Raw genomic sequence first — 21,912 nt, forward strand, 5'->3', positions numbered from 1 at the left:
GGATGAGTGTCCCGCTGGTCGCCGCCGGGCTCGCCGTCGTGGTCGCCGCCGTCGTCCTGGTCGCCCTGCGCGACCTGGGCGGGACCCGGATCACCGTGTACTTCCCGACCGCGGTCGGCGTCTACAGGGGCTCCGACGTGCGGGTGCTCGGCGTGAAGGTCGGCACGGTCGACTCCGTCCGGGCCGAGGGGACCCGGGTCCGGACGGTCATGACCGTCGACCGCGGCGTGGACGTCCCGGCCGGGGCGAAGGCCGTGGCGGTCGCGCCGAGCCTGGTGGCCGACCGGTACGTCCAGCTCACGCCCGCCTACACGTCCGGCCCGAAGATGGCGGCCGGGACGGTGATCCCGGCCGACCGGACCGCGACGCCCATGGAGCTCGACAGGGTCTACGACAGCATCCGCAAGCTGGCCGCCGACCTCGGGCCCAAGGGCCTGAACAAGGACGGCGCGCTGTCGCGGCTCCTCGAAACGGGCGCGGAGAACCTGAGCGGCAACGGGCGCGACATCCGCACGACCACCGAGCGGATGGCGCAGGCGGCCAGGACGCTGTCCGGTTCGCAGAAGGACCTGTTCGCGACGATCCGCGGCCTCCAGACGTTCACGACGACGCTGAAGACCAACGACGGGCAGGTCAGGGAGGCGGAGCGACAGCTCGCCGACGTCTCCGGCTTCCTCGCCGACGACCGGGAGGAGCTCGACGCCGCGCTGCGGGCGCTGGCGGAGGCGCTCGCCCGGGTCAAGGCGTTCGTGCACGACAACCGGAAGCAGATCGCCGGGAACGTCGGGAAACTCGCCGACATCACGCAGTTGCTGGTGAAGCAGCGCCGGTCGCTGGCGGAGGCCCTGGACGTCCAGCCGCTCAACGCGACCAACATCCTGAACGCCTACGACCCGGCGACGCGGTCGCTGATGGGGCGGCAGAACCTCGGCGAGCTGGCCCCGCCGCTGCCGGCGGCCGGGCCGCGGAAGGCGGAGCCATGATCCGGCAGGTCGTGTGGACGGCCCTGACCTGCGTCGCCCTCGGCGGCTGCGGCTTCTCCGGCGCGGCGGACCTCCCGCTGCCGGGCGGCGCCGACCTCGGCGACCACCCGTACACGGTGCGGGCGCGGTTCGCGAACGTGCTGAACCTCGTCCCGCAGTCGGCGGTGAAGGTCAACGACGTCGCGGTCGGGCGGGTGGTGAAGGTCGCGCTGCCCCGGGACGGCTGGACGGCCGAGGTCACCATGAAGGTCAACGGCGATGTCCGGCTCCCCGCGAACGCCTACGCCGAGCTGCGCCAGTCGAGCCTGCTGGGCGAGAAGTTCGTGCAGCTCAGCGCGGGACCCCAGGGCAGGGCCCAGACCGCCGCGGGGACGGGCGCGCTGGCGGACGGCGGGGTGATCCCGGAATCCCGGACGAACCGGAACCCCGAGGTCGAGGAGGTCTTCGGCGCGCTGTCGATGCTGCTGAACGGCGGCGGCATCGCGCAGCTCCGGACGATCACCGTCGAGCTGAACCGGGCGCTCGGCGGCAACGAGCCGCAGGTCCGGTCGCTGCTGGAGCAGGCCCGCAGGCTCGTCGGCGACCTGGACGCGAACAGGCAGGGCATCACCGACGCCCTCGACGGCCTGAACCGGCTGTCGGCCACGCTGCGCGGCCGCAAGGACCAGATCGGCGTCGCCCTCGACGACATCGAACCCGGCCTCGCGGTGCTGGCCGAGCAGCGCGGGGCGCTCGTCCGGATGCTGCGGTCGCTGGACGGGCTGTCGCGTGCGGCGGTCACGACCGTCCGGCGCAGCAAGGACGACATGATCGCCGACCTGCGCGCCCTCGAACCGACGCTGCGCAAGCTGTCCGACGCCGGCCGCGACCTGCCGAACGCGTTGCAGGTGCTGGTGACGTATCCGTTCACCGACGCCGTCCTGCCCGCGGTGAAGGGCGACTACCTGAACGTCTACCTCCAGATCACCGCCCGGCCCGGGACGCAGGTCGTCCCGCCGATCAAGCCCGCGCAGGGGGACTGATGCTGACCGCCGCCACCAGGGTCAAGAACCTCGTCTTCCTCGTCGTCGGCCTGCTGGCGATGGGCTACGTCGGCCTCTCCTACGCCGACCTCGGCGGGTACGTCGGCTACCGCGACCACTACGTCGTGCGGGCCGACCTCGCCGAGGCGGGCGGCCTCGCGGAGAACGCCGACGTCACCTACCGGGGCACATCGGTCGGACGGGTCGGCGCGCTGCACCTGACCGGCGACGGCGTGCTGGCCGACCTGAAGATCAAGAAGTCGGCGCCGCGGGTTCCTGCACGCACGCAGGCCGTCGTCGCCAACCGGTCGGCGATCGGCGAGCAGTACATCGACCTCCGCCCCGCCACGTCCGCGGGGCCGTTCCTGGCGGGCGGCTCGGTGATCCCGCGCTCGTCCACGGCGACTCCGGCCCCGGTGACGGACCTGCTCACCAGCGTGAACGCGCTCGCCTCGTCCGTCCCCACCGACGCGCTGCGGACGGTCGTCGGGGAGCTGGGCCAGGCGTTCGCCGGGCAGGGACCCAACCTCCAGGTCCTGCTGGACGGCACGAGGTCGCTCTCCCGCGCCGCGAACGAGAACGCGGAGCCGACCATCTCGCTCATCGGCGATGGCGAGACCGTCCTGCGCACCCAGAACCAGGAGGCCGCGTCGTTGAAGGCGTTCGGCCGCAACGCGCGGCTCCTCTCCGAGCAGCTGCGCAAGTCCGACCCGGCCTTCCGGAAGCTGGTGGCGACGGCGCCGGGCGCGGCGGGCGAGTTCCGGACGCTGGTGCGCGACCTCGACCCGTCCCTCAGCGTCCTGGTCGCGAACCTGCTGACCACGTCCGAGCTGCTGGAACCCCGGGCGGACGGCCTGGAACAGCTCCTGGCGAAGCTGCCCGCGGCCGTCTCCACCGGCATGTCGGTCGCCCAGGACGGCAGGCTCAACTTCGGGATGGTCACGACGTTCTTCAACCCGCCGGACTGCACGAGCGGCTACGGCGGCACGAAGTACCGCAACGGCCTCGACACCTCGCGCGGCCCGGCGCTCAACACCGCCGCCCACTGCGGCGCGCCGCCGTCGAGCGGCGTGAACGTGCGCGGCGCGGGAAACGCTCCGCGACGTCCGGTCCCGGCTCCGGCGCGGGCGGGCTCGGTGCTCTCCGCTGGTTCGCCCGCCCTTCCGGGCGCGCTCGCTCTGCCGGGCGTCGCGGACGGACCCGCCGGCATGGGCGGCCTGCTCGGCGTCGAGGGAGCAGGCGGATGACCGCGAGCGCCGAGCGGGGGGCCCGGAGGCGGCGGGACGGGCTCCTCGCCGGATGGGGGCTGGTCGGGTGGGCGGCGATCGCGGCCGCCACCGTGTTCCTCGCCTGGTCGGGCTGGACGGTGTGGCGAGACGAACCGGACGCGCGGAGCGGGCCCGAACGCGCGCGGGACGTCGTGCTGCGGAGCGCCCGAGAGCAGATCGCCGCGCTCAACTCGATGGACCCCGCGCGGGTGGACGCCGGGCTGCGCGCCTGGCGGGACGCCTCCACCGGCGCGCTGCACGACCAGCTCGCCCGGGACGAGCCGCGGAACCGCACCAAGATCGGCCAGTCGCGGACCACCGCCGCGGCGACCGTCACCGGAGCCGCCGTCACGTCGCTCGACGTCCGGGAGGGGAAGGCGAAGGTCATCGCGTCCGTGCAGGTGAAGCTGGCTTTGCAGGGCGGTGCGCCCACGGTGCAGCGCAAGCGGTTCGAGATGGGGACGGTCCGCACGCCGTCCGGCTGGAAGCTCGAATCGCTCACCGCGATCCCGGTCGGTGCACGATGAGGCGGCTGCTCGGGCTCTACCGGCCGTTCTCCGTCGCGCTCGCGCTCGTCGTGCTCGCGCTGGCCCTGCGTCCCGCCGCCGGGACGGCACGTGACCACGGGCTGAGGGGCGAGAAGGAGCCTGCGCACGACCTCGCCGTCCTGGACGACGTGGCCACGACCGAGGTGATCGGGGACGTGTCGACGGCCCTCGCCCGGGTGTTCAGCTACGCGCCGGACGACGTCGCCGCCACCGAGCAGGCCGCGGGGCGGGAGCTGGCAGGCCGGGCACTGGACGAGTACCGGCGGCTCTTCGCGCAGGTCAGGCAGCAGGCCCCGGCCCAGCGCGTCACGCTCGCCACCCGTGTCGTCCGGGCCGGGGTCGTCTCGCTGACCGGCGACGACGCCCGGCTTCTGGTCTTCCTCGACCAGACCGCCACCCGCGCGGGCGAACCGGACGGGACGCCCGCGGCCGCGCAGCTCATGGTGACCGCGCACCGCGACCGCGGCCACTGGACGATCACCGGTCTCACCTCGGCCTGAGGGGCTCGCATGGCAGACGCAACCCTGCACCGTACGGACGGCACCCTGCACAGCCCGGACGACACCCCGCAACGGACGGCGGCCGCCCTGCTCGTCCTCGCCGCGCTGTTCGCCGCCTGGGCCGGCTGGTCCTGGTATGCGGCCGCGCACGACGACGCCCGGGCCTACTCCCGCGCGCGCGACGACGTCCTGGAGGCGGGGCAGCAGGGCGTCCAGAACCTCAACACCCTCGACTACCGCTCCCTCGGGCCCGGCCTGAAGACCTGGCAGGACTCCACCACCGGCGACCTGCACCGCCAGATCACGCAGGGCCGTCCGGCCTTCGAGGAGCAGGTGGCCAAGGCCCGGACGATCACCAGCGCCCGCATCCTGGACGCCGCCGTCGCCGAACTGGACGAGCGCTCCGGCAAGGCCCGGATGCTGGTCGCCGTCGAGATCACCGTCACCCCTCCGGACGGCGACCCCGCCACCAGGCAGAGCCGCCTGGTCGGCGAGCTGACCAGGACGCCCGGCGGCTGGAAGCTCAGCACGCTGGGCCAGGCATCGGCGGAAGGCGCGTGACATGGCGGAGCTTGGTGACAGGGCCGTGCAGACCACCGCGTGGTGGCGTGCCCGCGCGTCCTCGCCCATCGCGCTCGGCCTCGCCGCCGTCCTGCTCGCCGCGCTCGGCGTGTGGGCGCTCCGGCAGGCGGACGGCCTGGGGGACGACCCGTCCACCCGCAACACCGCCCTCACCGACGGCGCCGCCACCAGCGAGGTCAAGGGCGCCGTCGCCGACATGATCGGCAAGGTCTTCTCCTACGACTACACCGATCCGTCCCGCACCTCGGAGGCCGTCCGCGCGTTCCTCACCGGCGATGCCGTCCGCCGGCACGAAGCGGTCTTCGGGAAGGTCCGCGAGGACGCCCCGAAGGCGCGGACCGTGCTCAGCACCCGCGTCACCGACAGCGCCGTCACCACCCTGACCGGGGACCGCGCGGCCGTGCTCGTCTTCGCCGACCAGCAGACCACCCGCACCGGCGACGGCGAGAGCACCCACGCCCCCGCCATGCTCACCGTCACCGCCGTCCGTCGCGACGGCCAATGGAAAATCACCGCCCTCGACACCTTCACCCCCGGCTGACCTCGGATCGGTCGGACGGGCGGGCCCGGCCGCACGAGGGAGGCGGTCGTTTCGCTTGACAACCGGGCCGGAAACTAAGACGGTTCGTCGTGCGGTCGACAGTCGATCGCAGCAATTTCGCGCAAAACCAGGAGATGACCGATGTGACCAAGGGTAAGAAGCCGGCCGACCAGGTCGCCGCGGACATGGGCAAGATCGCCGGTACGGCGATCACCACCACGGCGCGGCTCGTCATCAAGGTGCTCACCCCCCCGAAGAAGAAGTAATCCGACCGAGGCCGGTCCCGCGCACTGGACAGGCCCTGGGCGGTTAATTTGTCCGGCTCTCACCCTGTGGGTGGGAGCCGGTTCGCTTTGTCGCCACGCGAGCCGTGGAGGCCGTTGGCTTGCCGCTGAGCTGGGGATTTGTTAGATGACTCCAGGAAAGGGCGCGGAACAGGTTATTTCGGCGACAACTCTTTTCCCGGGCGGTCCGCGAAGCTGGGGAGGCGCTCCGCGGGTCGGCGGGCGTTCGTCAGGGGGGATCGGCGCATGGTGCGAACCGGGTTGGACGTCCGCGCGTTCGAGGCGGTGCCCGCGTGGGTGGCGCGGCGGCTGCGGCCGCACGTGGACCGGGCCGCCGACGGGCTGCTGGCCGAACTGCGCCGGGCCGACCCGCAGATCGGCGAGGAGGAGGCCGGGCGCGCCCGCGCCGGGATCGCCGCCGGGATACGGCACTTCTGCGACCTCGTCGAGGACCCGGGCGCGGGCTGGGAGCGGGTCGCCGCGTTCTACCTGCGGGTCGGGCGGCACCTGGCGCGCGACGGCCGCGACCCCGTGGAGACGCACCAGGCGCTGCGCCGGTCCGCGCTCGTCGCGTGGCGGACGCTCGGCGCCGTCCCCGGCGGCCTCGACCTCGACCGCGCCGCGCTCAGCCTCGTCGTGGACGCCCAGTTCTGCTACATGGACGCGGTCGCGAAGGTGATCGCCGCCGGGTACTCCGCCGAGGTCGCCGAGCGCAGGGACCGCCGCGAGGAGCCGACCCGGCGGCGGCGCGGGGCGAAACTGCTGCACCTGCTGCTCGCCGAACCGCCCGCCGCCCCGGCGCGGGTCGCGGCCCTCGCGGCGGACGCGCGGTGGCCGCTGCCCGTGACCGTCGCCGTCGCGACCGCCCGGCGACGGCGATCGGGCTCCGCGCCGGCACCCCTCGCGCTGCCGGACGGCCTGCTGGCCGACCTCGCCGCGGCGGAGCCGTGCCTGATCGTCCCCGACCCGGACGGGAGGGGACGGGGCCTGCTGCCCGCCGCGCCGCTGCGCGACTGGACGGTGGCCCTCGGCCCGGCCGTACCCGTCGCGCGCGCCGCCGACTCGCTGCGCTGGGCGCGCGAGACCCTCGCCCTCGCGACCCGCGGCGTCATCCCGGACGGCGGGCTGATCCGCAGCGCCGAGCACGTCCCCGTGCTCGTGGTGTCGCGGGCGGGGGAGCTGATCGACGACGCGGCCGCCGTCCGGCTCGCGCCGCTGCTGGCCGTCCCGCCGCCCCGCCGGGAAAGGCTCGCCGAAACGCTGCTGGCCCTGCTGGAGCACAATTTCAACGCCGCCGACGCGAGCCGCCGGTTGCGGGTCCACCCGCAGACGGTCCGCTACCGCCTGCGCGCTTTGAGGGACCTTTTCGGGGACGAACTGCGCGACCCGCGGCGGTGCCGGGAAATGGAGCTGATCCTGCACGCGCGAATGGTCAACGGCGACCGCGGCCAGGCGCCCGCCCGCTGAGCCCGTCTCTTCCCCGGGCGGTGCGGGCGACCGGTGGTTCCGCCGGGACGGCGACGGCTCGACGCGGTCGGCCATGCTCACGTTACGGCGCGGATCGCGCACGGTCCGCCAAGATTCCGGTGCGCGGGAATTTTTGGTTGACGATGCCCCCGGAGCCCGGACTGTCAGGTCCGACCATGCCGCAAAGGGCATGGTAGGGCGACCATCTGGGGACGTCTGGAAAAAGCGGGCGGGAAATGTCGCTGAACGTCTTCGGAATGACGTTCGAGTCGGATCCCACGGCGACGGTCCATTCTTCTCCAGTGGCCACAAACAAAGGGCACTGCCATGAAAGGTGACCGAGACCGTTTGGTCTCGAACGCCGAGGCGAGGTGGCCCGAGTTCGACTCGGACGCCTACCACGGCAATAACTATCGCCTGATGAGGGGCGATGACAGGAAAATGCTCGAGATCATGGTGAAGTGGTTCGCCGGGTCGGGAGCACGGGGCTGCAGCGGATTCGATGCCGGAGCAGGGGCCAACCTGTACCCGGCGCTGGCCATGCTGCCGTTCTGCGACAAGATCACCCTCCTCGAGTTCTCGCTCAGGAACGTCGAGTACCTCCGCCGCCAGGTGGCGAGGCTCGACGCGTCCTGGGCCCCGTTCTGGAAGGTGGTCCGCCGGCACGCCGACGTGGGGGATTTTGCTTGGGCACGGTGAAAGGTGTCCAAGATCGCCACGGTGGAGCAGGGGTCGATCCTCACTGACCTGAGCGGTCGGGGGTTCACCATGGGGACGATGTTCTGGGTCGCCGAGTCACTCTCGGACCTCCGCTCGGAGTACGAGACGGCGAACCGCAACTTCGGCAATGCCATGGAGCCGGGATCGCCGTTCTGCGCCGGGTACATGGAGGACTCGCACGGCTACGAGGTGGACGGAATCCGCTTCCCCGCCACCCCTGTCGGTGTGGCGGACGTGGAGGCCAGCCTCGGGTCGCGCTCCACCGACCTGGTGGTGCGTCACATCGACCCGGACCCTGCTCCGATTCGTCCCGGCGAGCCCGGGTTCGTCTTGGCGACGGGGAGGGCGGCCTGAAGGGTCTACCGACCTGAAGGGCCAGCCGGCTTGAAAAGTCAGCCGGCTTGAATGGAGGGCCTCTCGGCACGATGCGACTCAAGTCGCGCATCGTTCGCCGGGAGGCCCTTTGTCGTGCCCGTGTTTGTCACTCCGATGACAAACACGGGTCCGTAATCGCTGCGTTGCGTGCATGGCGCGCGACGCAGCGAAGGGGCCACACTCGGCCCCTTCGTTCCCCCCGACGAAGGTGGTGTGCGGTGTCCGATGACTGTGACTTCGACGTGATCGTGGTGGGCTCGGGGTTCGGCGGCAGCGTGTCGGCCCTGCGGCTGGCGGAGAAGGGCTACCGGGTCGCGGTGATCGAGGCCGGGCGCCGCTTCGACGAGGGCACGCTGCCCAAGACGTCCTGGCGGCTGCGCAAGTACGTGTGGGCGCCGCGCCTCGGGATGCGCGGGATCCAGCGCGTCCACCTGGTGGGCGGGAAGGCCGGCGTCCTCGTCCTGGCCGGGGCGGGCGTCGGCGGCGGCTCCCTCGTCTACGCCAACACCCTCTACGTCCCGCCGGAGCCGTTCTTCAAGGACCGCCAGTGGGGCCACATCACCGACTGGCAGGACGAGCTGGCGCCGTTCTACGACCAGGCCCGCCGCATGCTCGGCGTCACCGTGAACCCGCTCGTCACGCCCGCCGACGAGGCGATGAAGCGGGTCGCCGACCGGATGGGCGTCGGCGACACCTACCATCCGACGCCGGTCGGCGTGTTCTTCGGCGAGAAGCCGGGCGAGGAGACCGCCGACCCCTACTTCGGCGGCGCGGGCCCTCGCCGCACCACCTGCACCGGCTGCGGCTCCTGCATGATCGGCTGCAGGGTCGGCGCGAAGAACATGCTCACCAAGAACTACCTGTACCTGGCGGAGAAGGCGGGCGTTCGCGTCATCCCCGACACCACCGTCACGGCCCTGGCGGCCCGGGAGCCCGGCGGGTACGAGGTGACCGTCGAGCACACCGGCCCGCTCCGCAGGCGCCGCCGGACGCTGACCGCCGAGCACGTCGTCCTCGCCGCCGGGACCTACGGGACGCAGCGCCTCCTGCACCGCATGCGCGCCGCCGGCCGCCTCCCGCACCTGTCGCCGCGCCTCGGCGAGCTCACCCGCACCAACTCCGAGGCGCTTCTCGGCGTCGAGCGCATGACCGTCTGGCACCGCGAGAAGGACGTCGACCACAGCACGGGCCTCGCCATCACCTCGTCCTTCCACCCCGACGACAAGACCCACATCGAACCCACCCGCTACGGCGCGGGCAACAACGCCATGGGCGTCATCAGGACCCTGCTGGTCGACGGCGGCGGCGCGCCCCGCTGGCTGAAGTTCCTCGGCCAGGCCGCCCGGCATCCGACGATCATCCTGCGCGGCCTGTCCCTCAGGGACTGGGCCAAGCGGACCGTCATCGCCCTCGTCATGCAGACCGCCGACAACTCCATCACCGTCGGCGAGAAGCGCGGCCGCCTCGGCCGCCGCAGGCTCGTCGCGCGCCAGGGCGCCGGGGAGCCCAACCCCACCTGGATCCCCGTCGCGCACCAGGCCGTCCGGATGCTCGCCGAGGAACTCGACGCCACCCCCGGCGGGACGTGGTTCGACCTCTTCAACATCCCGACGACCGCGCACTTCATCGGCGGCTGTGTCATCGGCGAGACGCCCGACACCGGTGTCGTCGACCCCTTCCACCGCGTCCACGGCCACCCCGGCCTGCACATCGTGGACGGCTCGGCGGTCACCGCGAACCTCGGCGTCAACCCGTCCCTCACCATCACGGCCCAGGCCGAGCGCGCCATGGCCTTCTGGCCGAACCGCGGCCAGAAGGACCCCCGTCCCGAACCCGGCCGCCCCTACGAGCGCATCGACCGCGTCCTGCCCGACCGTCCCGCCGTCCCGCCCACGGCCCCCGGGGCGCTGAGGTGACCCTTGCCATAGTCAGATGATCGATATATAACGATGACATGCCCAAGACGATGCAGGAGCCGACGTTCCTGATCCTCACCGCGCTCGCGGACGGCCCGCAGCACGGCTACGGGATCATGGCCGACGTCGAGCAGATCTCCGCCGGGCGCGCCCGGCTGCGCGCAGGCACGCTCTACGCGGCGCTGGACCGGCTGCAGGACGAGGGGCTCATCGCGCCCGACCGCGAGGAGGTCGTGGACGGCCGGCTGCGCCGCTACTACCGGCTCACCGAGGACGGCGCCGCCGCGCTGACCGCCGAGGTCGAGGCGCTCCAGCACCGGACGAAGGTCGCCGCCCGCCGCCTGGCCGCCTTCCCGCGCCCGCGCGGCGGTGCGGCCCCGGCCTTCGGGGGGCTTCGGTGAGCGCGCTCGAACTCCGCTACCGCCGCCTCCTGGCCTGCTACCCGGCCGCTCACCGCGCCGAGCACGGGGAGGAGATGCTGGACGTGCTGCTGTCCGCGGCCCGGCCGGGGCAGACCCGGCCGTCGCTCGCCGACGCGGCCGACCTGCTCCTCGGCGCCGCCCGCATCCGCCTGCGCCGCGCCGCCGGCGACGCCACCGGGTCGCCGTGGCCGGGTGCACTCGCCGTGGCCGGGTTCGTCTCGATGCTCATGCTGCTGGCCGACGGGGCGCGGTTCGCTCTCAACGTCCCGCAGACGGGGATACTGGCCGGCAGGCGGATCGACGACGGCGCCACCCTGTGGGGCATGCTCCCCGTCTACTTCGGCACCGCGCCGTTCTGGCTGGCGTGGACGGTCGTCGCGGCCCTGGCTTGGCGCGGAGCCCGCCGCCACGCCGCCACCGCCGCCTGCACGGTGACCGCCGCGCAGGTCGTCCTCGCGATCTGGGCGGCGAACTTCGAGGAGGCCCCGTACGCGTTCGTGGCGTCCTCCGTGGCGGGTACCCCGCTGCCGCTCGCGCTGCTGGCCACAGCGTCGCTGGTCGCGTCGCCGGGCCCCCGGCACGGCGCCCGCCTGCTCGGTCGCGCCCGGGTCACCGGGGCCGCGGTCACGGCGGGTCTCCTGGTCGCGCTCTCGTCGCAGCCGCTGTTCACCCTCCTCCTCCAAGGCGACCTCGACATACCGAATCTGATGAAGGACCCTGACCGGGCTTACGGCTTCGCGCAGATGTGGGGCCGCCTTCAGTTGGCGGCCGTTCTGGGCATCGCCGTGCTCGCGTGCGCCGCCCTGTCGAGGTCCGCCCAGGGCCGCCGGACCTGCGCGCTCCTGGCCATGGTGGGTCTGCCGCTCCTCATCCGCCTCGGTGTGTTCCATATCGGGGCGTACGGCGACATTCCAGTGCTCACCCACCTTCTGGTGGAGTGCCTGGCAGGTTTCGCCGTGACGATGCTCTGCGTCCGCCTTGTGGAACTCCCGCTCAAGAACAGGGCACCCGGCCGTCCCGGCAAAGCCTGACGGCCTCCGACGCGCGGGGGCTACTCCCCGGCTTCGGCTTCTTCGGGCTCGGCCGGCGGGTCCTCTATCGCGCGGCGGGTCGCCTGGTGCACGCGGACGGCCAGGATCGCGCGGGCGAACCGTCCGGCCAGCTCACCGTCCATCAGCTCCGGGACCTGGTCGACGCCGACCAGGCCGCCGGGCTGGGCGGTGACCGCGCCCACGTCGCCGACCCGCACGCCACGGCCGTCGTCGAGATCGTCCACGGACGGGAGGTCCAGCGCCGCGCGCAAGGTGTCCTGCAACGCCCGCACGGTCGCGGCGTCGCGGTCGATGCGGATCTCGGCGGCGTCCGCGCGCTCCTCGGCCCGGTCGGCCCGCGCCCTCTCGCCGTCGATCCGGGCGTCCGCCGTGTCGGCGAGCTGCTCGGCGCGCTCGGCACGCGCGGCCAGATCCGCGGCCCGCGCCGTCGCGGCGTCGCGTTCCACGCTCAGCCCCGCGACCTCGCCCTGCACGACGCTCAGCTCCGCGCGCAGCCGCCGCTCGCTCTCGGCCGCGGCCTCCAGCTTGGCGCGCGCCTCCGACAGCTCGGCCCGCACGTCCGCCAGCTCGACCCGTGCGTCCGCCAGGTCGCTCTTGGCCGTGGCCAGCGCGATCTGGTCGTTGCTCAGCCGCGCGGCGAGGTCGTCGCGTTCGCGCTCGGCCTCGGTGCGCGCCTGGTGCTCGGTGCTCCACGCCGCCTCCGCGCGCTTGCGGAGCCCCTCGGCGCTCGCGGCCTCGTTGGCGGACGTGGCGCGGGCCTGCTGGTGGGCGCCGGCCTCCTTCCACGCGTTGGCCTCGCTCTCCTGCGCCGCCGTGACGCTGGCCTTGGCGGCGGCGAGCCCCTTGACCAGGTCCTCCTGCGCCTCGACGGCCTCCTGGCGGGCGGCCTCGGCGCGGGCCTCGGCCTCGCTCGCCAGGATGTCCGCCTGGGCGGCCTCCCGCCGCGCGTCCCGCGCCTCGGCGAACGCCTTCTCCGCGCCGGCCAGCACGTCGCGGACCTCGCCGTCCAGCCGCACGCCCAGCACGCCCGCGCTCTCGACGAGCTGCGCGACCAGCCCGGCCAGCCGCTCCACGTCCTGCCCGAACGCGCCCACCGGCGCCGGAACGCTGCTCATGGCGCGCTCCACGGGCTCGTCCGCGGCCGCCGGCGCGCCGCCCGGCAACCGGATCGGCGCGGTCAGCACACCGTCGTCCGGGACCTCTTGATCTTCGCGCACGCGAGCATCCTAGTGAACCACCCTGTTTCGCACCTCCCCCGCGAACAGGTAGTTATCGGATAGCCGAGGAGGCCGCGCTCGTAGGCCGCCGCGACCGCCGACGCGCGGTCCCGGACGCCGAGCTTGCGGTAGAGGTGCAGCGGATGGGTCTTCACGGTGGTCTCGCTGACCAGCAGGCGGCGGGCCGCGGCCGGTGCTTGAATTCGGTCACACGAATGGGGAAGTGGGTGTCCGATGGTGGACGAGGTCATCGCCCGGCTGGAGGCGCTCGCCGCGGTCTCGGGGGGCCAGGTCGAGCTCGCGCCGCCGCTGAGCGGCCAGGAGATCTCCTCGTGGGCGACGAGCGTGCCCGACGACTTTCGCGCGCTCCTCGAACGAACCTCCGGTTTCACGGTCGGAGGCCATCCGCACGTCTTCGACTTCAACCTTCCCGACAACCATGTGCCGGTGGTCAACGAGTACTGGCCGCTGCAGGACGAGTCCGCGAGCTGGATCCTGCACAGCGACGGCTCCGCGACGACCTACTACGTGGACGTCGATCCCGAGAGCGGCGCATGGGGCCGCGTCTTCAGCTTCTGGGAAGAGCCGTACGCCCGCTTGGTCGCCCCGGACTTCCTGACCTGGATCGACAACCTGGTCACGGGAGTGCGCCTCACCCTGGAGGCGGCGCAGCCGGGAACCGACCTGCGCCGCGCGTTCTCCGAATGGCTGTACGGCGCCGACGACTCCCTCTCCCGCCATCCCTTGGACGTCGTCGAGCCCTTGCCCGTCGCCACGGCCCGAACGTCCGGCGACCCGCGGCTGGCGGAGGTCGCCGCCGGCCTCCCCGACGACGCCTTCCTGGCAGACCTGCGGACCGCCGCCTATCCCACCGAGGTCCCGTTCGCCCGCGTCGTCCCCATAGGAGAGGTCGTCACCTACACCCGCTTCCACAACGGAGGCTTCCTGGCCGCGGCCCTCGTCCCCGATCTGTGACCCGTCCCCGCCGGACGTGCGGCCGGACGGTCCGAGCACAAGGATCTTCAAGCCCGCGACCGCCGGTGTCGGCAGGCTGGTCGCACGCGGGGCGCTGAGAAGGCGCCCGGTCGTTCGTTCCCGTCATGTTCGTCAGCAGGGGGTCCCATGTCCGTCCTCAACGCTCTCGGCGCGGTCATCATCGACTGCGCCGATCACACCGCGCTGGCCGAGTTCTACCGGAAGGCCACCGGCTGGGAGGTCGCCTACGGCGACGACGACGTCGTCTACCTCGGCAACGGGTCCGCGCCGCAGCTGGCGCTCCAGCGGATCGAGGGCTACCGGCCCCCCGCGTGGCCCGGTCCCGCCAAGCACGCGCACCTGGACTTCGCCGTCACGGACGTCGAGGTCGCGGTGAAGGAACTGCTCGCTCTCGGCGCGAGCCGCCCGGACACCCAGCCCGGCGAGGGCGAGTGGGCGGTGCTCATCGACCCGGCGGGCCACCCGTTCTGCATCGCCGCCGGCGACTGACCGGACTGGGACGGGTGAGGCTGCCGCGCGGTGCGGTGAGGGCCCGCTCCACGCGCCGGACGGGGGCGTGGCATCCGACCAAAGTCGGGGCGGGCGCTGACGGCGGTCGAAGCCGCCCTCACCTGCTTCGCGGTGGCGCCTCGGCGCGGCCCCCGGATCCTCGGGACGCTGAGCTTCCGGCTGGGGCTGGCGATCAACGAGCTCCCGTTCGTCGGCCTCGCCTGGCTCCTGGCGTCCACCCTGCTCGCGGCCGTCCAGGGAGATCTCGCGTCACCCGCCGCCCGGACCACGCTGGGGGCCGCCGTCCTCACCTCGGCCGGGCTCGCGGTCGTCGCGCGGCGGGGGCTGCTGGCGGGCCCCGTCTTGGAGAACGCCCTGGTCGAGGCATTGGGCAGCGACGCGCCCGGACCGCAGCGCGGTGTTCCGCTCGTCCGCATCGTGCTCAGGCCCTTCTCCGTCCGGCGACGCGACGTCGAGCGGGTGGCCGACGTCGCCTACGGGCCCGCGGGCAAGCGGAACCGGCTGGACGTCTACCGGCACCGCTCGCGTCCCGAGGGCGGCCCGGTGCTGGTCTACTTCCACGGCGGCGGGTTCGTCGGCGGGCGCAAGAACAAGGAGGCGCGCCCGCTGCTCTACCGCCTGGCGAGCCAGGGATGGGTGTGCGTGAGCGCGAACTACCGGCTCCGGCCGGACGCGGACTTCCCCGACCACCTCGTCGACGCCAAGAGGGCCATCGCCTGGGTGAGGGAGCACGGGCACGAGTACGGCGCCGATCCTTCGACGCTGTTCGTGGCGGGCAGTTCCGCGGGCGGGCACCTGGCGTCCATGGCGGCGCTGACGCCGAGCGACCCCGCGTTCCAGCCCGGCTTCGAGGCCGCCGACACCTCCGTGACCGGGGCGATCTCCCTGTACGGATACCACGGGGGCCTCGACGGCGAAGTGGACTCACCATCGTCGCCCGTGTCGCACGTCCGGCCGGACGCTCCCCCGTTCTTCGTCGCGCACGGCACCGCCGACACCCTCGTGCACATCGAGGGCACCCGCCTCTTCGTCGACCGTCTGCGCGGCGTCTCGACGAACCCCGTCGTGTACGCCGAACTGCCGGGCGCCCAGCACTCGTTCGACCTCTTCCGCTCGCTCCGCTTCGAGGCGGTCGTCAACGCCGTCGAAGCCTTCACCACCCAAGCTCGCCGGGCGGTGGCCCCCCGCGAGGGCGCTAGGCGGGCTGAGGGGACGTGCGGTCGGCGGTGACGATGGCGTCGACCAGCCCCGGGAAGACCTCGTCGATCTCGTCGCGCCGGAGGGCGTTCATCCGCGAGGTGCCGACGTAGTACTGCCGGATGAGCCCGGCCTCGCGCAGGATCCGGAAGTGGTGCGTGGCGGTGGAGTTGCTCACCGGCAGGTCGAAGGCCCCGCAACGGATGTCGGCGGAGGCTTCGCAGAGCTTCGTGACGATGCTCCGGCGCACCGGGTCGACAAGGGCTTCGAGGATCTGCTGCAGCGGGATCGTCCCGACGTCGGGGTGTGACGGGATGCGGTCGGCCTCCATGGAACCCATAGTACGACACCCATCAAAGTTTGACAGCGATCGTACTTAGGGGTTCAGTAGACCGACCTGCTACGAGGAAGGGCCTGCGCAATGGCCAAGACGGTGATGTTCCACGAGCTCGGCGGTCCCGAGGTGATGAGGCTTGAGGACGTGGAGGTCGGCGAACCCGGCCCGGGTGAGCTGCGGATCCGCGTGGAGGCGATCGGGCTCAACCGGGCCGAGGTGCTGTTCCGGACCGGCCGCTACATCGAGCCGGTGAAGGCGTTCCCGGCCAGGCTGGGCACCGAGGCGGCGGGCGTGGTGGAGGCGGTCGGCGTGGGCGCCGGCTGGTTTCGGCCAGGGCAGCCGGTCAGCACCGTGCCGGGGTTCTCGCAGAACGAGTACGGGGTCTACGCCGAGCGGGCGATCGTGCCCGCCTCGGCCGTCCTGCCCCGTCCCGAGGGCCTCGGCGCGGTCGAGGGCGCGGCGGTGTGGATGCCGTATCTGACGGCCTATGGCGCGCTGGTCGAGGTCGGCGGCATGCGGCCCGGCGACACGGTCGTGCTGAACGCGGCGTCCAGCAGCGTGGGGCTGGCCGCCATCCATGTCGCCGACCGGATCGGGGCGACCCCGATCGCCCTGACCCGGACCGCCGCCAAGAAGGACGCGCTGCTCAGGGAGGGCGCGGCCGAAGTGATCGTCACCGGGTCGGACGACGTGGCCGGACGGGTGCTCGCGGCGACCACCGGCCGGGGCGCCGAGTTCGTCTTCGACGCCGTCGCGGGCCCCGGCGTGACGGACCTGGCCCGGCTGGTCGCACCCGACGGGACGCTCCTGGTGTACGGGGCGCTGAGCGGTGAACCGACCCCCTATCCGGGCATCGACCTCGGCATGCCGGCACTGAACATGCGCACGTACACGATGCTGGAGACGACCAGGGACCCCGAACGCCTCCGCCGCGCCGCCGCCTTCGTGACCTCCGGCCTGCGCTCAGGCGCGTTCCGCCCCGTCATCGACCGCACCTTCTCCCTGGCCGACATGGCCGACGCCCACCGCCACCTGGAGTCGAACACCCAGATCGGCAAGATCGTCGTGACCGTCCCCCGCTGACGCCGAGCGGAGCCCGCGCCGGCGCCCCGGTGGAGAGCGTGGATCCGGGGGAGCGCTCACCCGCGGGGCGGCGGCGCAACGATCACTCCGCTGAGCTGGAGTGTTTGCGCTGGTTGGCATTGAAGCGCGCCTTCTTCTGGCGATTCCCGCACGTGTTCATGTCACACCATTTGCGGGTGCGGCTTTGGCTGGTGTCGAAGAAGGCGGCCCGGCAGGTCGGCGATGCGCACAAGGCCAGTTTTCCGTCTCGTTCGCCGGCAAGGATGCTGATCGCGTCGGCGGCGATCACGCTGAGGGCGTCCTCCACGCACGAGGCCGAGCTGAGCCGCCATTGCCGCCTGCCCTCGGGCGTCAGGATCGCAGCGGCCCGGCCCTCGGCGCTGCGGTCATTGATGACCTGGACGGCGGATGCGGGGAGAGCGTCCTGGATCGCGGCCGCTGTCGCGGCGAGGTGGATCGACTCCCTCAGTTCCCGGGCGAGGTCGAGCTGGGCAGGGGTGCAGGAGTCCACGGCGAGGCCGTTCACTGCCAGCCAGTCGACGAGTCGGTGCGGCGTGGGGATGCGCTCCAGAGCGTCGCCGTGACGCTCCGTCAGAGTCCCCGTGAAGCTGGTCGCCAGCACGGTACCGAGGCGAAAGTCAGGGAAGCCGGCACGCATGGAACCACCTTAGCCGGTTGCATGCCGTCGTGACGGCATGTTAGAACCGTCTTAGCCGGTTCCTCGATGGCCAGGAGGTCTCATGCCCCGTCCGACCAGCGACGTCCGAGCATTCGAAGCCCGCGCGACTGACGCCGACCTCGACGACCTGCGGGCGCGACTGGCCGCGGCGCGGCTACCGGAGGCCGAGACGGTCCGTCGCGCCGCGCCCGACCCTCGCCGATGGGAACAGGGCGTTCCTCTCGCCGACCTCGTCGATGTCGTGAACTACTGGCGCACCGGGTACAAGTGGCGGCCGTTCGAAGAGCGCCTCAACCGTGTCGGCCAGTACCGCACGACCATTGATGATCTGGGAATTCACTTCCTGCACCGCCGCTCCGCGCGCGCGGACGCCACTCCTCTGATCCTGACGCACGGCTGGCCGGGCAGTATTGCCGAGTTCATCGATGTGGTGGACGAGCTGGCGGATCCGAAAGATGCGGACGCGCCGGCGTTCCACGTCGTGGTCCCGTCGCTGCCAGGCTTCGGTTACAGCGACAAGCCGGCCACCACCGGGTGGGGAACCGAAAAGATCGCGGCCGCATGGGTGGAACTGATGGGAAGGCTCGGCTACAGCAAGTTCGCAGCCCACGGCGGCGACTGGGGAGGCAATATCACCACGGTTCTCGGCGGCAGGTTCCCGGCGCACGTTCTCGGCATCCACACACTGTTCGCGGAGGCGCCGCCCGGGTTGACGACGGACGGGCTGACGGCGGTCGAGCGCAGGTGGACCGAGGAAACCCGCGATTTCTGGCGGCACCGCGCGGCGTACGCGAAGCAGCAGGCAACCCGACCGCAGACCATCGGCTACTCGCTCGTCGACTCACCGGTCGGGCTTCTCGCCTGGATCCTCGACAAGTTCGCCGAGTGGTCGGACACCGAGGACAGCCCGTTCGAGACGATCTCCAGAGACAGGATTCTTGACGACGTCACCCTCTACTGGCTGACGCGAAGCGGCGCATCGGCGGCCCGCATTTACTACGAAAGCCACAACTCGCTCGATCCCGAACTTCGGGTCGACGTCCCGTCGGCGATCAGTATGTATCCCCGCGACATCGAGAAGTGTCCGCGCCCCTGGGCACAGGAGCGGTACCGACAGATCGTCCGGTGGAGGTCGCCCGAAAGCGGGGGACATTTCCCGTCGCTGGAGGTTCCCGAGTACTTCGTCAAGGATCTGCAAGAAGGCCTCGCGGCGGTGCTGGCCGCTCATCGGTGAACGCGCTGGATTGCCACCCCTCGTCGCGTTGGTCTACAGCGTGTAGGTGAGGGTGAGAACCTGGAATTCGCGTTCCATCGCCTGGCCGGAGATGCCGGCCAGGCCTCCGGTTCCGGAGTTGGGGACGATGCTGCCGTGGCTGCTCTGCTCCTCCCCGTCGGCGAGCCCGAAATGCTGGATGACGAAGGTGCCCTGTCGCCCGTCGAGCGTCCCCTCGATCCGCTCGGATGCCACATAGCCGCCGCCGGCACCTCCCTGGGTGGTCAACACCTCCGCGACGCCCGTACCGTCGATCACGCCCTGGTACCGCTTGCGGATCGCGACCCGGGTCATCCTGGGCCCCTCGGAAGGCTCCTCGTACACGCTCTCGTCGAAGTCGGTGATCTCGAACTTGGCCTCGACAGTGCGCTGTTCCTGCTGGTAGGTCATGGTGCCGAAGACTAGTCCGCGCCTCTCGAAGCACCTCCAGCCCCCCGGTGATCCCCGCGTGCCGCCGCGGTCTCAGCGCAGTAGGGACGTACGAAGGAGTCTTATGCTCGCCCTCGCGCGAATCGCCGAGGCCCCCGAAAGTCCTGACCCGCCATCTGGAGTCGCCCGATGGCGCGCGCCTCGTTTTTCGCCCCATGGCCCGCACCGACGCCGAGAGCCTGGCCGGTTTCCTCACGGGGCTGTCCCCTGAGACTCGAAGGTTCAGCACGTTCGACGGCCACGACCTGGCGGCCGCCCGGGAGTTGTGTTCGGCCATCGCGCGCTACGACAAGCTTCGTCTGGTGCTGGAGGAAGAAGCGTCGGGCGGGATCGTAGGGCTGCTGGAGTTCAGTCTCTCGCTGCCGCAGAACGACGTCGCGCGCTACCGCAAGGCCGGAATCCACCTGGACGAGGGGACCGACTGCCGGTTCGGCCCGACCCTGGCCGACGAACACCAGGGCAAGGGGCTGGCGACGCAGGTCTTTCCGCTCATATGCGAGGTCGCCCGGCGACTCGGCAAGCGCAGGATCATCCTGTGGGGCGGCGTCCTGGCGGACAACCCCCGTGCCATCCGCTACTACGAGAAGAACGGCTTCAGGACGGTCGGATCCTTCACCGGGCCCGACGGCCAAAGATCCCTCGACATGATTCTGGACATCATCCCTCGGTAGGCGGCTGCCAACATGGTCGCGGCGGGCATGTCATCGAGACCGCGCTGAGGGCCGATGCGCGCCGCCGTGTCCGCCCCGGCGATGTGCCCCCGGAGTCGGCTGCCACCGCCAGGAAGTGGGAACCGGAAGCGGGCGGCTCGGCAACAACGGGTGTCCCGACCCGAAGCCGAGAGGCCGTGTATGAGCACTGCGAGTGAAGAGGACGCCGATGACGCATCCGTCATCAGGCGCTCCCGGCAGGAGCCCGAGGCGTTCGCCGAGGTGTTCCGGCGATACGCCCCGGACATCAAGCGGTACGTGATCCGCCGGCTGGGCGCCGATGCGGCCGAGGACGTGGTGGCCGAGACGTTCCTGGCCGCGTTCCGGCAGCGCGACCGGTACGACCTGGCTCGTCCGAACGCGCGTCCCTGGTTGTACGGGATCGCCACCAACCTGATGGGCCGGCATGTGCGGGCGGAGGTGCGGCAGCTCCGCGTCCTGGAGCGGATGGGCACCGACCCGGTGATGGAGCCGTTCACGGAGCGAAGTGACGAACGGCTCAGCGCGGGGGCGTCCGCCAGGGCGCTGGCGAGGGCGCTGGCCGCGCTGCCGAGGGGGCACCGCGACGCGCTGCTCCTGGTCGCCTGGGGCGATCTCAGTTACGCGGAGGCCGCGCAGGCGCTGGACGTGCGCGTCGGGACGGTGCGGTCCCGCATCAACCGGGCCAGGCACAGGCTTCGCAGGCACCTCGGTGCGACCGAATCCAATATCTACGTCCGTGAGGAGCCCGTCCATGAATGAGATGACCGAGCTCGACCGGTTCCGCTCGGACGTCCCCGAGCTCGACCTGACCGACGTGCGGGCCGAGGAGCGCCTACTGATGAACGCCATTCAGGAAACGAGCCCGGATCGGGAGCGCGCCGCCGTGCAGCGCACCTCCGACCGCCGCCGGCGGGCCCGGCGGGGATGGGTCGGTCTCGCGGCCGGGTTGACTGCCGCCGCCACGGCCGGGGTCATCGCGGTCAACGCGGGCGGGGAGCCCGGCGCTCCTCAGGTCGTGCACACGATGCCCGTGGCGTCGGTGCAGGTGCTCAAGCGGGCCGCCGACAGCGCGGCCAAGTCCCCGGAGCTGCACCCCCGTCCCGGCCAGTTCCTGGTCTTCGCCTCGCGGACCACGGACACCGTCGAGAGCAACTCCGGCGGTCGCCACGAACGGTACCTGGACCGGCAGGAACGGAAGATCTGGCTGCCCGTGGACGGCGACGCAACACACGGCGTCCTGTGGGCCAAGAAGCTGGAGCCCAAGGCTTACCCGGGATGGCCTGTCCCGTCCCAGGCCCGTCAGGACGTCGGCAACAGTTCGCTGTCCAAGGCCGCCGACTTCGACGACCGTGCCGAGCACCTGCGCAACGACTACGCCTACCTGAGCCGCCTGCCGGTCGATCCGGCGAAGATGTACGAGCACCTGTACATCGGCCTGGGCACCGGCCCCGAAGCCGACGCCACGGCGTGGCAGAACGTCGGAGGCATGCTCACCGAGGCCTACATGCCCCGCGCGCAGAGGGCCGCGCTGTTCCGGGCGGCGGCGGCCATCCACGGCGTCACGACCGTCGGCCGCGCGGTGGACGCGGCGGGCCGGACCGGCGTCGCCGTCACGCTGGCCACGGCCGGCTCTGGTGTCCGCGAGGAGTACATCTTCGACGAGAAGACCTACGAGTTCCTCGGACATCGCAGCGTCGTCACCAAGGCCCGGGAGGCGCAGGCGCCGGTCGGGAGCGTGCTGACCAACTCGGCGCAGCTGAAAATCTCCATCGCCGACCAGCCCCCCGCGGTGAACTGAGCCCGATGCGCAGGTGGGGCC

27 protein-coding genes are annotated in these 21,912 nt (G+C 72.0%); 22 read left to right on the forward strand and 5 right to left on the reverse strand.

Annotated elements, in window-relative coordinates:
* Positions 1–2: 2 nt before the first annotated feature.
* The 14 genes from BJ999_RS03505 to BJ999_RS03565 all read left to right on the forward strand — a co-directional run bounded on the left by BJ999_RS03505 (position 3) and on the right by BJ999_RS03565 (position 11,659).
* Positions 3–983 (forward strand): MCE family protein, encoded by a 981-nt coding sequence (locus BJ999_RS03505; RefSeq protein WP_229810203.1) that lies wholly within the window; start codon positions 3–5, stop codon positions 981–983.
* The gene (locus tag BJ999_RS03510; protein ID WP_179831930.1) at positions 980–2,005 is read left to right on the forward strand and encodes an MCE family protein; all 1,026 of its coding nucleotides are present in this window, start codon (positions 980–982) and stop codon (positions 2,003–2,005) included. The genes BJ999_RS03505 and BJ999_RS03510 overlap by 4 nt, the downstream gene beginning before the upstream one ends.
* A complete protein-coding gene (locus BJ999_RS03515) occupies positions 2,005–3,252 on the forward strand; it encodes an MCE family protein (protein ID WP_179831931.1) in 1,248 nt (415 codons plus the stop codon). The genes BJ999_RS03510 and BJ999_RS03515 overlap by 1 nt, the downstream gene beginning before the upstream one ends.
* Positions 3,249–3,800 (forward strand): hypothetical protein, encoded by a 552-nt coding sequence (locus tag BJ999_RS03520; RefSeq protein WP_179831932.1) that lies wholly within the window; start codon positions 3,249–3,251, stop codon positions 3,798–3,800. The genes BJ999_RS03515 and BJ999_RS03520 overlap by 4 nt, the downstream gene beginning before the upstream one ends.
* Positions 3,797–4,321 (forward strand): hypothetical protein, encoded by a 525-nt coding sequence (locus BJ999_RS03525; RefSeq protein ID WP_179831933.1) that lies wholly within the window; start codon positions 3,797–3,799, stop codon positions 4,319–4,321. The genes BJ999_RS03520 and BJ999_RS03525 overlap by 4 nt, the downstream gene beginning before the upstream one ends.
* A gap of 9 nt (positions 4,322–4,330) precedes the next feature.
* Positions 4,331–4,882, forward strand: a complete 552-nt coding sequence (locus BJ999_RS03530; RefSeq protein ID WP_179831934.1) for a nuclear transport factor 2 family protein — start codon at positions 4,331–4,333, stop codon at positions 4,880–4,882.
* Position 4,883: 1 nt separating this feature from the next.
* Positions 4,884–5,444 carry a nuclear transport factor 2 family protein gene (locus BJ999_RS03535; protein WP_179831935.1) on the forward strand — a complete coding sequence of 187 codons (561 nt, stop codon included), beginning with the start codon at positions 4,884–4,886 and terminating at the stop codon, positions 5,442–5,444.
* Positions 5,445–5,578: 134 nt separating this feature from the next.
* Positions 5,579–5,710, forward strand: a complete 132-nt coding sequence (locus tag BJ999_RS42790; RefSeq protein WP_268247789.1) for a hypothetical protein — start codon at positions 5,579–5,581, stop codon at positions 5,708–5,710.
* Positions 5,711–5,974: 264 nt separating this feature from the next.
* Entirely contained in the window at positions 5,975–7,195 is a 1,221-nt protein-coding gene (locus BJ999_RS03540; RefSeq protein WP_179831936.1) for a helix-turn-helix domain-containing protein, read from the forward strand.
* Positions 7,196–7,543: 348 nt separating this feature from the next.
* Positions 7,544–7,894 (forward strand): hypothetical protein, encoded by a 351-nt coding sequence (locus tag BJ999_RS03545; protein WP_179831937.1) that lies wholly within the window; start codon positions 7,544–7,546, stop codon positions 7,892–7,894.
* A 3-nt stretch (positions 7,895–7,897) separates the two neighbouring features.
* Complete coding sequence (locus tag BJ999_RS03550) at positions 7,898–8,269, forward strand: hypothetical protein (RefSeq protein ID WP_179831938.1); 372 nt, start codon at positions 7,898–7,900, stop codon at positions 8,267–8,269.
* Positions 8,270–8,508: 239 nt separating this feature from the next.
* Positions 8,509–10,206: a GMC oxidoreductase gene (locus tag BJ999_RS03555; RefSeq protein ID WP_179831939.1), complete on the forward strand. Its 1,698-nt coding sequence runs from the start codon at positions 8,509–8,511 to the stop codon at positions 10,204–10,206.
* Between the two features lie 38 nt (positions 10,207–10,244).
* On the forward strand, positions 10,245–10,607 hold the full coding sequence (locus BJ999_RS03560) for a PadR family transcriptional regulator (protein WP_179831940.1): 363 nt from the start codon (positions 10,245–10,247) through the stop codon (positions 10,605–10,607).
* Positions 10,604–11,659, forward strand: a complete 1,056-nt coding sequence (locus BJ999_RS03565) for a hypothetical protein (RefSeq protein ID WP_179831941.1) — start codon at positions 10,604–10,606, stop codon at positions 11,657–11,659. Before BJ999_RS03560 ends, BJ999_RS03565 begins: the two co-directional genes overlap by 4 nt.
* A 20-nt stretch (positions 11,660–11,679) precedes the next feature.
* Here BJ999_RS03565 and BJ999_RS03570 read toward each other — a convergent pair whose 3' ends face one another.
* On the reverse strand, positions 11,680–12,897 hold the full coding sequence (locus tag BJ999_RS03570; RefSeq protein WP_179831942.1) for a coiled-coil domain-containing protein: 1,218 nt from the start codon (positions 12,895–12,897) through the stop codon (positions 11,680–11,682).
* A complete protein-coding gene (locus tag BJ999_RS43955; protein ID WP_179831943.1) occupies positions 12,858–13,148 on the reverse strand; it encodes a response regulator transcription factor in 291 nt (96 codons plus the stop codon). The genes BJ999_RS03570 and BJ999_RS43955 overlap by 40 nt, the downstream gene beginning before the upstream one ends.
* On the opposite strand from BJ999_RS43955, the gene BJ999_RS03580 reads away from it, so the two are divergent.
* The 3 genes from BJ999_RS03580 to BJ999_RS03590 all read left to right on the forward strand — a co-directional run bounded on the left by BJ999_RS03580 (position 13,132) and on the right by BJ999_RS03590 (position 15,633).
* Positions 13,132–13,872 carry an SMI1/KNR4 family protein gene (locus BJ999_RS03580; protein ID WP_179831316.1) on the forward strand — a complete coding sequence of 247 codons (741 nt, stop codon included), beginning with the start codon at positions 13,132–13,134 and terminating at the stop codon, positions 13,870–13,872. The genes BJ999_RS43955 and BJ999_RS03580 overlap by 17 nt on opposite strands.
* 147 nt (positions 13,873–14,019) lie before the next feature.
* Complete coding sequence (locus BJ999_RS03585) at positions 14,020–14,382, forward strand: VOC family protein (protein WP_179831944.1); 363 nt, start codon at positions 14,020–14,022, stop codon at positions 14,380–14,382.
* A 132-nt stretch (positions 14,383–14,514) separates the two neighbouring features.
* Positions 14,515–15,633 carry an alpha/beta hydrolase gene (locus BJ999_RS03590; RefSeq protein ID WP_218934922.1) on the forward strand — a complete coding sequence of 373 codons (1,119 nt, stop codon included), beginning with the start codon at positions 14,515–14,517 and terminating at the stop codon, positions 15,631–15,633.
* Here the strand turns inward: BJ999_RS03590 and BJ999_RS03595 are convergent.
* Positions 15,599–15,931: an ArsR/SmtB family transcription factor gene (locus tag BJ999_RS03595; RefSeq protein WP_229810204.1), complete on the reverse strand. Its 333-nt coding sequence runs from the start codon at positions 15,929–15,931 to the stop codon at positions 15,599–15,601. The two genes, BJ999_RS03590 and BJ999_RS03595, sit on opposite strands and share 35 nt — an antisense overlap.
* A gap of 90 nt (positions 15,932–16,021) precedes the next feature.
* Here BJ999_RS03595 and BJ999_RS03600 point away from each other — a divergent pair, with 90 nt between their 5' ends.
* Complete coding sequence (locus BJ999_RS03600; protein WP_179831946.1) at positions 16,022–17,020, forward strand: zinc-dependent alcohol dehydrogenase family protein; 999 nt, start codon at positions 16,022–16,024, stop codon at positions 17,018–17,020.
* 82 nt (positions 17,021–17,102) lie between these two features.
* On the opposite strand, the gene BJ999_RS03605 is transcribed toward BJ999_RS03600, so the two are convergent.
* The gene (locus BJ999_RS03605; protein ID WP_179831947.1) at positions 17,103–17,678 is read right to left on the reverse strand and encodes a CGNR zinc finger domain-containing protein; all 576 of its coding nucleotides are present in this window, start codon (positions 17,676–17,678) and stop codon (positions 17,103–17,105) included.
* An 82-nt stretch (positions 17,679–17,760) separates the two neighbouring features.
* On the opposite strand from BJ999_RS03605, the gene BJ999_RS03610 reads away from it, so the two are divergent.
* A complete protein-coding gene (locus BJ999_RS03610; RefSeq protein ID WP_179831948.1) occupies positions 17,761–18,933 on the forward strand; it encodes an epoxide hydrolase family protein in 1,173 nt (390 codons plus the stop codon).
* A 33-nt stretch (positions 18,934–18,966) separates the two neighbouring features.
* Here the strand turns inward: BJ999_RS03610 and BJ999_RS03615 are convergent, their stop codons facing one another.
* A complete protein-coding gene (locus tag BJ999_RS03615) occupies positions 18,967–19,362 on the reverse strand; it encodes a DUF3224 domain-containing protein (protein ID WP_179831949.1) in 396 nt (131 codons plus the stop codon).
* Positions 19,363–19,409: 47 nt separating this feature from the next.
* Between BJ999_RS03615 and BJ999_RS03620 the strand changes: the two genes are divergently transcribed.
* The 3 genes from BJ999_RS03620 (at position 19,410) to BJ999_RS03630 (ending at position 21,891) form a co-directional block, all read left to right on the forward strand.
* Positions 19,410–20,072, forward strand: a complete 663-nt coding sequence (locus tag BJ999_RS03620; RefSeq protein ID WP_268247790.1) for a GNAT family N-acetyltransferase — start codon at positions 19,410–19,412, stop codon at positions 20,070–20,072.
* Positions 20,073–20,252: 180 nt separating this feature from the next.
* Positions 20,253–20,852, forward strand: coding sequence for an RNA polymerase sigma factor (locus tag BJ999_RS03625; RefSeq protein ID WP_179831951.1), 600 nt, complete (start codon positions 20,253–20,255; stop codon positions 20,850–20,852).
* Positions 20,845–21,891 carry a CU044_5270 family protein gene (locus BJ999_RS03630; RefSeq protein ID WP_229810205.1) on the forward strand — a complete coding sequence of 349 codons (1,047 nt, stop codon included), beginning with the start codon at positions 20,845–20,847 and terminating at the stop codon, positions 21,889–21,891. The genes BJ999_RS03625 and BJ999_RS03630 overlap by 8 nt, the downstream gene beginning before the upstream one ends.
* Positions 21,892–21,912: the final 21 nt, after the last annotated feature.

This window comes from Actinomadura citrea (assembly GCF_013409045.1).
Taxonomy (GTDB): Bacteria; Actinomycetota; Actinomycetes; order Streptosporangiales; family Streptosporangiaceae; genus Spirillospora; species Spirillospora citrea.

Excerpts from the sequence above, each read along its gene's own strand:
- BJ999_RS42790 (WP_268247789.1), top strand. The coding sequence starts at position 5,579 with ATGACCGATGTGACCAAGGGTAAGAAGCCGGCCGACCAGGTCGCCGCG.
- BJ999_RS03540 (WP_179831936.1), top strand. The coding sequence starts at position 5,975 with ATGGTGCGAACCGGGTTGGACGTCCGCGCGTTCGAGGCGGTGCCCGCG.
- BJ999_RS03510 (WP_179831930.1), top strand. The coding sequence starts at position 980 with ATGATCCGGCAGGTCGTGTGGACGGCCCTGACCTGCGTCGCCCTCGGC.
- BJ999_RS03630 (WP_229810205.1), top strand. The coding sequence starts at position 20,845 with ATGAATGAGATGACCGAGCTCGACCGGTTCCGCTCGGACGTCCCCGAG.
- BJ999_RS03580 (WP_179831316.1), top strand. The coding sequence starts at position 13,132 with ATGGTGGACGAGGTCATCGCCCGGCTGGAGGCGCTCGCCGCGGTCTCG.
- BJ999_RS43955 (WP_179831943.1), bottom strand. The coding sequence starts at position 13,148 with ATGACCTCGTCCACCATCGGACACCCACTTCCCCATTCGTGTGACCGA.
- BJ999_RS03605 (WP_179831947.1), bottom strand. The coding sequence starts at position 17,678 with ATGCGTGCCGGCTTCCCTGACTTTCGCCTCGGTACCGTGCTGGCGACC.
- BJ999_RS03560 (WP_179831940.1), top strand. The coding sequence starts at position 10,245 with ATGCCCAAGACGATGCAGGAGCCGACGTTCCTGATCCTCACCGCGCTC.
- BJ999_RS03600 (WP_179831946.1), top strand. The coding sequence starts at position 16,022 with ATGGCCAAGACGGTGATGTTCCACGAGCTCGGCGGTCCCGAGGTGATG.
- BJ999_RS03535 (WP_179831935.1), top strand. The coding sequence starts at position 4,884 with ATGGCGGAGCTTGGTGACAGGGCCGTGCAGACCACCGCGTGGTGGCGT.
- BJ999_RS03585 (WP_179831944.1), top strand. The coding sequence starts at position 14,020 with ATGTCCGTCCTCAACGCTCTCGGCGCGGTCATCATCGACTGCGCCGAT.
- BJ999_RS03525 (WP_179831933.1), top strand. The coding sequence starts at position 3,797 with ATGAGGCGGCTGCTCGGGCTCTACCGGCCGTTCTCCGTCGCGCTCGCG.
- BJ999_RS03615 (WP_179831949.1), bottom strand. The coding sequence starts at position 19,362 with ATGACCTACCAGCAGGAACAGCGCACTGTCGAGGCCAAGTTCGAGATC.
- BJ999_RS03530 (WP_179831934.1), top strand. The coding sequence starts at position 4,331 with ATGGCAGACGCAACCCTGCACCGTACGGACGGCACCCTGCACAGCCCG.
- BJ999_RS03505 (WP_229810203.1), top strand. The coding sequence starts at position 3 with ATGAGTGTCCCGCTGGTCGCCGCCGGGCTCGCCGTCGTGGTCGCCGCC.
- BJ999_RS03610 (WP_179831948.1), top strand. The coding sequence starts at position 17,761 with ATGCCCCGTCCGACCAGCGACGTCCGAGCATTCGAAGCCCGCGCGACT.
- BJ999_RS03520 (WP_179831932.1), top strand. The coding sequence starts at position 3,249 with ATGACCGCGAGCGCCGAGCGGGGGGCCCGGAGGCGGCGGGACGGGCTC.
- BJ999_RS03515 (WP_179831931.1), top strand. The coding sequence starts at position 2,005 with ATGCTGACCGCCGCCACCAGGGTCAAGAACCTCGTCTTCCTCGTCGTC.
- BJ999_RS03595 (WP_229810204.1), bottom strand. The coding sequence starts at position 15,931 with ATGGAGGCCGACCGCATCCCGTCACACCCCGACGTCGGGACGATCCCG.
- BJ999_RS03625 (WP_179831951.1), top strand. The coding sequence starts at position 20,253 with ATGAGCACTGCGAGTGAAGAGGACGCCGATGACGCATCCGTCATCAGG.